At 64.9% G+C, this 8,177-nt stretch carries 7 protein-coding genes and 1 pseudogene; 4 read left to right on the top strand and 4 right to left on the bottom strand.

The window, feature by feature from the left end; all coding sequences use genetic code 11:
- Both MOV74_RS24975 and MOV74_RS24970 read left to right on the top strand, forming a co-directional pair.
- A pseudogene (locus MOV74_RS24975) lies at positions 1-716 on the top strand (caspase family protein); the annotation flags it as partial.
- Entirely contained in the window at positions 713-2,503 is a 1,791-nt protein-coding gene (locus MOV74_RS24970; protein ID WP_246928666.1) for a caspase family protein, read from the top strand. The pseudogene MOV74_RS24975 and the gene MOV74_RS24970, both read left to right, overlap by 4 nt.
- A 106-nt stretch (positions 2,504-2,609) precedes the next feature.
- On the opposite strand, the gene MOV74_RS24965 is transcribed toward MOV74_RS24970, so the two are convergent.
- Positions 2,610-3,782 (bottom strand): M20 aminoacylase family protein, encoded by a 1,173-nt coding sequence (locus tag MOV74_RS24965; protein ID WP_246928664.1) that lies wholly within the window; start codon positions 3,780-3,782, stop codon positions 2,610-2,612.
- Between the two features lie 151 nt (positions 3,783-3,933).
- Between MOV74_RS24965 and MOV74_RS24960 the strand changes: the two genes are divergently transcribed.
- Positions 3,934-4,428, top strand: coding sequence for a hypothetical protein (locus MOV74_RS24960; protein WP_246928662.1), 495 nt, complete (start codon positions 3,934-3,936; stop codon positions 4,426-4,428).
- 57 nt (positions 4,429-4,485) lie between these two features.
- On the opposite strand, the gene purB is transcribed toward MOV74_RS24960, so the two are convergent.
- Positions 4,486-5,793 carry an adenylosuccinate lyase gene (gene purB / locus MOV74_RS24955; RefSeq protein WP_246928652.1) on the bottom strand — a complete coding sequence of 436 codons (1,308 nt, stop codon included), beginning with the start codon at positions 5,791-5,793 and terminating at the stop codon, positions 4,486-4,488.
- Between the two features lie 571 nt (positions 5,794-6,364).
- Here purB and MOV74_RS24950 point away from each other — a divergent pair.
- On the top strand, positions 6,365-6,952 hold the full coding sequence (locus tag MOV74_RS24950) for a TetR family transcriptional regulator (RefSeq protein WP_246928650.1): 588 nt from the start codon (positions 6,365-6,367) through the stop codon (positions 6,950-6,952).
- A gap of 28 nt (positions 6,953-6,980) precedes the next feature.
- Here the strand turns inward: MOV74_RS24950 and MOV74_RS24945 are convergent, their stop codons facing one another.
- Both MOV74_RS24945 and MOV74_RS24940 read right to left on the bottom strand, forming a co-directional pair.
- The gene (locus MOV74_RS24945) at positions 6,981-7,286 is read right to left on the bottom strand and encodes a hypothetical protein (RefSeq protein WP_246928648.1); all 306 of its coding nucleotides are present in this window, start codon (positions 7,284-7,286) and stop codon (positions 6,981-6,983) included.
- A 112-nt stretch (positions 7,287-7,398) separates the two neighbouring features.
- Positions 7,399-8,049 (bottom strand): response regulator transcription factor, encoded by a 651-nt coding sequence (locus tag MOV74_RS24940; protein ID WP_246928647.1) that lies wholly within the window; start codon positions 8,047-8,049, stop codon positions 7,399-7,401.
- Positions 8,050-8,177 lie beyond the last annotated feature (128 nt).

Raw genomic sequence — 8,177 nt, 5'->3', positions numbered from 1 at the left:
AGGTCGCCGAGGCGGCCGCAGCGAAGGCATTGGCCGAGAAGCAGGCCGCGGAGAAGGCCAAGGCCGACCTCGCCGCAAAGCAGGCGGCGGAGAAAGCGGAACAGGCCGCAAAGCCGGCCGCCGATCGGCAGCTGCCCGAAGTCGAGAACCAGAAAGTGGCCGCGCTCTCGCCGGGGCCGACATCCACATTGTCGGCGGCTGACCTCGCCAAATCCGTACAGAGCGAATTGCGCCGTGTCGGGTGCCTGGCGTCGGCCGCTGAGGGCGAGTGGAGTTCGGCCGCGCAGCGCGCGCTGACGCTGTTCAACAAATACGCCGGCACCCAGCTCGACGTGAAGCTCGCCAGCGTGGTTGCGCTCGATGCGCTGAAGGCGAAGCCGGGGCGGGTCTGTCCGCTGGTGTGCAATTTCGGCTTCAAGGCCGACGGGGATCAATGCGTCAAGATCACCTGCCGCGCCGGCTATCGCGTCGGCGACGACAATGAATGCGAGAAGATCCCGGAGAAGAAGCCGGTTGCGACGCGGGAGGACTCAAAGAAGCGGGATACGGAGCGCAAGCAAGACGAGTCGACGCCGTCCAAGCCGCAGGCATCTGGCCAGATATTCTGCAATGCTGCGGGCTGCCGCCCCGTTGGCAAAGGATGCAGAATAGAGCGCGCCAGCACCTCTGATGCTAGCTCGGTGATGGCTGGCCGCACGAGAGAGGTCTGCAATTGACTCCGCATCGGCTCATTGCAGCGATCGTCTTTGCGACCTGGCTCGTTTGCGGACCGGCTCTCGCCGAGAAGCGCGTCGCGCTCGTGATCGGCAATTCCGCCTACAAGAACACGCTGCGGCTCACCAATCCCGTGAACGATGCCGCCCTTGTCGGCGACATGTTCAAGAAGGCCGGCTTCGATGCGGTCGACGTCAAGACAGACCTCAATGCCTCCGAGATGCGGCGGATGCTGCGCGAATTCGCCGGGAGGGTTCGCGACGCCGACATGGCGGTGATCTACTACGCCGGCCACGGCATCGAGCTCGACGGTAGCAACTATCTCATCCCGACCGATGCGATGCTGGAGACTGATGGCGACGTTCTCGACGAGACGGTTGCGCTCGACCGGGCGCTATTCGCGGTCGAGCCGGCCAAGCGGTTACGCCTCGTCATCCTCGATGCCTGCCGCGACAATCCTTTCGCCAAGACGATGAAGCGCATGGTGGCCTCGCGCGCGATCGGGCGAGGTCTCGCCAAGGTCGAGCCGACCAGCCCGAACACCATGATCGCGTTCGCGGCCAAGGCGGGATCGACCGCGTCCGACGGCGATTCCCGCAACAGTCCCTTCGCCACAGCGCTGGTCGAGCACCTTCCGAAGCCCGGGCTAGATCTGCGCAAGGCGTTCGGCTTCGTGCGCGACGATGTCCTGAAGAACACCGGCAACAGGCAGGAGCCCTATGTCTACGGCTCGCTCGGCGGCGACGACGTGCCGCTGGTGCAGGCGAAGCCGGCCGCTGTCGCCGGGCCGCAGGCCAATCCGCAGGACAGCGTGCGCAGGGACTATGAGCTTGCGCTTCAGGCCGGCCTTCGCGAGGCATGGGAAGCGTTCCTGCAGACTTATCCGGACGGTTTCTACGCCAACCTCGCCCGCGTGCAGTTGAAGAAGATTGCGGCTGAGGAAGATCGCGCACAGGCGACGGAGAAGGCCCGGCTGGCCGAGCAGGAGAAGGTGAAGCTCGCCGCCGAACGTGCCCAGAAGGCGGAGCTGGAAAAGGCAGCCGCGGCCGCCAAAGCCGCCGAGGATGCGCGGATCGCCGCGGAGAGGCAAAAGCAGATCGAGCAAGCAAAGGCCGAGACAGCCGAACGCGAGCGCAAGGCGGCCGAGGCGGCGGCAGCCAAGGCGCTTTCGGAGAAGCAGGCGATCGAGAAGGCGGCGGCTGAAGCTGTGGCGAAGCAGGCTGCGGACAGGCAGGCCGCTGAGGCCGAGAGCAAGAAGGTCGCGGCGCTGTCGCCGCCGCCGAGCGCCCCGCCACCCGTTGATGTGCCGAGATCGGTTCAGCTCGAGCTGCGCCGCGTCGGCTGCATGAAGGCCGAGCCGAACAGCAGTTGGAGCGAGACGGCACAACGCTCATTGACGCTATTCAACAGATACGCCGGCACCCAGTTCGATGCGAAGCTTGCGAATGTGGACGTGCTCGACGCGCTGAAGGCTAAGCCCGGACGCATTTGTCCGCTGGTCTGCGAGCGCGGCTTCAGGGCTGATGGCGATGCCTGCGTAAAGATCACGTGCCGCGCCGGATACCGTATCAACGAGGACAACGAATGCGAGAAGGTCCAAGACAAGAAGCCGGTTGCGCGCCAAGTTCCAAAGGCGCCGGACGAGAGCCGGAAGAGCGCCGAGACGGCCCCAACCAAGCCGCAAGCTGCGGGACAAATCTTGTGTACATCAGCAATCGGGTGCCGGCCCGTCCGCAAGGGATGTCATCTCAGTTCCGGCGGAGTGGGACAGTCTGAGATATGCCCCTGAAAGTTGGTCCGCAGCAACGCGCCGGGTAGAGTAGCCGACGCGGCTTACCTCTTGACCTCGGTTCGCGACCTGTGGCGAATTGCGCCTGCGAACCCGCCGTCCCGTCCTATCCCGCCGGCATCCGCGTCTCGACCAGCCGTGCCCAGAACGATGCGCCGTGGCCCAAAATGTTGTCGTTGAAGACGTAGGACGGGTGGTGGCACTCGTTGCCGTCGCCCATGCCGACCAGCACCATTGCGCCGGGACGGGCTTCCAGCATGAAGGAGAAATCCTCGGCGCCCATCATCGGGATGAACTTGTCGTTGACGCGGTCAGTGCCGACGATGTCACGGGCGACGTCGGCGGCAAGGCCGGCCTCGCGCGCATGGTTCATGGTCACCGGATACATCCGTGTGTACTTCGTCTCGGCCGAGCCGCCATAGGCGCGGGCGACGCTTTCGGCGACCTCGCCGATGCGGCGCTCGACGAGATCGCGCACCTCAGGATCGAGCGTGCGCACGGTGCCGCCGAGCTCGGCGACCTCCGGGATGATGTTGAAGGCCGTGCCGGAGTGGAATTGCGTGATCGAGATGACCGCCGATTTGAGCGGATCGACGTTGCGCGCCACGATCGATTGCAGCGCGTTGACGATCTGCGAGCCGATCAGCACGCTGTCGACGGATTTGTGCGGACCCGCGCCGGCGTGACCGCCCTTGCCGTGGACCGTGATCTGGATGTTGTCGGAGGAGGCGAGCATCGCGCCGGGCGTGGTTGCGAAATGGCCTTCCGGCAGGCCCGGCATGTTGTGCATGCCGTAGACCTCCTGGATGTTCCAGCGCGTCATCAGCCCGTCCTCGACCATGGCCTTACCACCGCCGCCGCCTTCCTCGGCGGGCTGGAAGATCATGATTGCTGTGCCGTCGAAATTGCGCGTCTCGGCGAGATATTTGGCGGCACCCAGCAGCATCGCGGTGTGGCCGTCATGGCCGCAGGCGTGCATCTTGCCGGGAACCTTCGACGCGTAAGGCACGCCCGAGGTCTCCATGATCGGCAGCGCGTCCATGTCGGCGCGCAGGCCGATGGTCTTGCCGGAGGCGGACTTGCGGCCGCGGATCACGCCCACCACGCCGGTGCGGCCAATGCCTGTCACCACCTCGTCGCAGCCGAACTCGCGAAGCTTGTCGGCGACGATGCCGGCGGTGCGGTGGACGTCGTATTGCAGCTCCGGATTCTCGTGGAAGTCATGGCGCCAGGCGGCCATTTCGTCGGAGAGGGCGGCAACGCGGTTGACGATGGGCATGAGGTGGGATCCGTTTCTTCTGTGTTCGCGGGAGCGATGACGCGCGAGCGTACTCCGCGGCATGGCGGTGCGCAAATGGTCGCCGGGCTTTCGTCACCGCGCGCTGCGGCTATAAGGTGAGGCAGCGAGAGGCCGGGGACGAGGGCAAGCCATGAAGTTTGGACGCGATAGTCTTGTGCTGGTTGCCTGCCTCTCGCTCCTGGCCAGCCCGGCCTTGGCCTGCGATGTCGGCTCGGCGGCGGCTGCGGTCGCATCGGTGAGCCAGAAGATCCAGGCCGGCCAAATCAAGCGGATCGATCTTCAAAAGATCTCCGATCGTCTGCTCGCCAGCATTCCGATCTCGCCCGAGCATTTTGCGAGCTATGCGAGCGAACGCAAGACCCTGATCCTGACGCCGCGCGATGCAACCGAACTTGCGGAAGCGGTCAGTGCGCTGGCGCCGGCACGACTGTCCTACCAGCCTGATTTGCGCTGGCAGCTCGTCTTCCTGGATGAGGCCGGCAACAAGCTGCACAATTTCTTCTTCAGCAAGCGCTATGTGCAGGGGCGCGGCCGCGCGGGCTATGTCGACGGCAACATGTGCGCCTTCAGCACCGCCGCCATCGGCAGTCCCGCTCTGGTGAAATGGCTGCGGGAGCGACTATAGATCGCGGTTGCACGTGCCAGGCAGCCACGATCTGCGTGGCTGCCGCGCAGGCGATGCTCAGCTCTCGCCGAACACCCGCTTGAAGATCGTGTCGACGTGCTTCAGGTGATAGCCGAGGTCGAACAGCTCCTCGAGCTCGGCATCCGAGAGATACTTCTTCACCTCGGTGTCCTTCTTCAGGAGCTGGAGGAAGTCGCCTTCGCCGCGCCACACCGGCATCGCGTTGCGCTGCACCAGCTTGTAGGAATCCTCGCGGCTTGCGCCCTTCTGCGTCAGCGCCAGCAGCACGCGCTGCGAGTGCACGAGGCCGCCGAGGCGGTCGAGATTCTTCTGCATGTTGGCGGGGTAGACCAGGAGCTTGTCGATCAGGCCGGCGAGGCGCACCAGCGCGAAGTCGAGCGTGACGGTCGCATCCGGACCCATCATGCGCTCGGCCGAGGAGTGCGAGATGTCGCGCTCGTGCCAGAGCACGACGTTCTCCAGCGCCGGCGTCACATAGGCGCGGACCATGCGGGAGAGGCCGGTGAGGTTTTCGGACAGCACCGGGTTACGCTTGTGCGGCATGGCGGAGGAGCCCTTCTGCCCCTCCGAGAAGAACTCTTCGGCCTCCAGCACCTCGGTGCGCTGCATGTGGCGGATCTCGACGGCGATACGCTCGACCGAGGAGGCGATCACAGCAAGGGTCGAGAAATACATGGCGTGGCGGTCGCGCGGGATCACTTGGGTCGAGATCGGCTCCGGCACGAGGCCCATTGCCTTGGCGACATGCTCTTCGACGCGCGGATCGATCTGCGCAAAGGTGCCGACGGCGCCGGAGATGGCGCAGGTCGCAACCTCTTTCCGCGCCGCGATCAGGCGCTCCTTGGCGCGGGTGAATTCGGCATAGGCATAAGCGAGCTTGAGGCCGAAGGTCACGGGCTCGGCATGGATGCCGTGGCTGCGGCCGATGGTCGGCGTCATCTTGTGCTCGAAGGCGCGCTTCTTCAGGGCCGCCAGCACCTTGTCGAGATCGGCGAGCAGCAGGTCGGCGGCGCGGGTGAGCTGGACATTGAGGCAGGTGTCGAGCACGTCGGACGAGGTCATGCCCTGGTGCACGAAGCGCGCCTCGGGGCCGACGATCTCGGCGAGGTGGGTGAGGAAGGCGATGACGTCGTGCTTGGTCTCGCGCTCGATCTCGTCGATGCGGGCGACGTCGAAGGTGGCGTTCTTGGCCTTGGCCCAAACCGTCTTGGCGGCCTCCTTGGGGATGGTCCCAAGCTCGGCGAGGGCGTCCGCCGCATGCGCCTCGATCTCGAACCAGATCTTGAACCGGGTCTGCGGCTCCCAGATCGAAGCCATTTCCGGGCGGGTATAGCGGGGGATCATCTGACAGCTCCAAAGAGGTGGGCGGGGACACCCCAGGGGACGCTAGGGGCGCAGGCTCCGGCCAAAATGCTTTTTACGCCGCGATTTAGCAGAGCGGCGAGGGTGAAACAAACGTTCCGGCCCGCCGAACGGGGGGGACGGGCGGCTAATCCACCGGTAGGGGGCGACGGGTCGCCCCCGGAGAAAAATTGGATGTCATTCACGTATCATTGACTGACAGATATTGAAATCTGTCATCGAGGCGTGTATATCCGTTCTTGGACGTTCCGATTGGGCGTCCCGCGACAAGCCCCGGGGAGCCCGACATCCGAACCAAGCTCGGATCGAAGGGCGGATTGAAGAACGGGGACCCGCGGACGAATGGAGACTTGAGATAATGACGACCGAAATCCTCAATTTTACCGGCGTGATTGGGCATTGGCTCAATGTGCTGGTTGCGCGCCAAATCGCGGCGCAGGCTGCAAAACTACCTCATTAAGGCATAGGCTTTCCGAAACGACCGGCCAGGGCGCTTCGGAAGCAGCCCTACTGCCGGGGTTAAGTGAGCCCTCAACGGGAACATGGTGCTGGCATGAATGAAGCTGTTGTCTTGACGCCGGAGCGGATCCTCGAAGTCACCGAGGATGTGCTCAGGCGCTTCGGACTTGCCAAGGCCACCGTGGTTGACGTTGCCCGTGCGCTCGATGTGAGCCATGGCAGCGTCTACCGCCATTTTCCCAGCAAAGCGTCGCTGCGCGAGGCCGTCGCCAAACGCTGGCTCGACCGCATCGACGCGCCGTTGCGCGCGATCGTCGACGAGCAGGGGCCGGCGCCGGCCAGGCTCGATCGCTGGCTGCGTACGCTGTTCGCTGCCAAGCGTTCCCGCGTGCTCGACGACCCCGAGATGTTCGACACCTATCTGACGCTGGCACGCGAGGCCTGCGCGGCCGTCAAGTGTCACAAGGACACCATGACCGACCAGATCGCGGCGATCCTGAGCGACGGCGTGAAGCAGGGCGTGTTTGCCGTGGACGACGTCAAGACCACCGCGCGTGCCATCTTCGATGCCACCGTCCGGTTCCACCACCCGGCTCATGCCGACGAGTGGAGGGACGCCGATCTCGCCGCGCGCGTGGACGCGACGCTGGCGCTGCTGCTGCGCGGGCTGAAAGCGGGATAGACCGCTGCACCTGCTCAGCGCGTACCAGTCAAACACGCGCCTTCTGAAGATGGACGCCGTTGTGAACCGGTGGCGAGGACGCCGAGCGTCTCCGCGCATGGACGTTCGGCTCGGACGATGGCACGACCGGGGGACTTTCCGGATATGCATTGACCGCGATTTCGACGGAGTCCTTTGACCGCTTGCGCAGGCGGTAGAAGGTCAGCTCCTGATCGAGCATGGGGCAGCGGAAGTGGACGACCGCGGTGTCCGGCAGACGGCAGAGTTCGTCGATGAGCTCGCCTACTGTGATGATCGGGGGATGGTCGACTGCGTTGTGATGACCCTTACTCATGACCGATGACTCCTTCACTCCGGTACTAACCGGGCTCGGATAGTCTCTGTTCCAATCTCGCTCAGCAGATTGAGAAGCTTCCCAGGACCGGGACAGTGCGGCAGCTCTGCTGCTAGATCCTCGTCAGCCCGCACGTCGCCGCGAGGCGCACCAGCTGCGCATCCGTACGCGCGCCGGTCTTGGTCTTGATGAGGTAGTGATAATTCTGCACCGTCTTCACACTGAGATTGAGATGCGTCGCGATCTGCTCGGTGGTGGCGCCGCCGGCGAACTGGCGCAAAATCTCGATCTCGCGTTCGCCCAGTTGATCCAGCACTGAGCCGGTCGACAGGCTGTCCTCGGCGAGGATATGCGCGATGTCGTCGCTCATGGCGCGTTCGCCGCGGGCGACACTGCGGATGGCACCTACCACTGCGGACGGCTCGCTGCTCTTGGTGACGAAACCGCTCGCGCCGGCACTGAAGGCCGCTTTTACCAGCACGGCCTCGTTGTGCATGGTGAAGACGAGGATCCGCGCCCGCGGGCTGCGGGCGCGGATGTTGCGGATCGCTTCCAGCCCGCTCGCGCCCGGCATCGAGATGTCGAGCACGACGACATCGGGGTCATGCGCCTTGAAGGCGCCGTAGGCGTCCGCGGCGTTGTCGGCTTCCGCCACGACATGCAGATCGCCCTGGCTTTCCAGCACGCGCCGATAGCCTTGCCGGACGATCGGATGGTCGTCGACGAGCAGCACGGAGATGCCTGTTGCTGCGACCTCGCTCATTCCGGCCTCACGCGGCGAGCGGGATGGTGGCGGCGACACTGAGGCCGCCGCGGGCAGGCAGGATCGACAACGATCCACCGGCGGCCGCAACGCGTTCGCGGATGCCGGTGAGGCCGAATCCGGCCGAT

Source organism: Bradyrhizobium sp. SHOUNA76 (genome assembly GCF_023006445.1).
Classification (GTDB): domain Bacteria; phylum Pseudomonadota; class Alphaproteobacteria; order Rhizobiales; family Xanthobacteraceae; genus Bradyrhizobium.
This window is presented reverse-complemented; position numbering and strand designations above follow the sequence as displayed.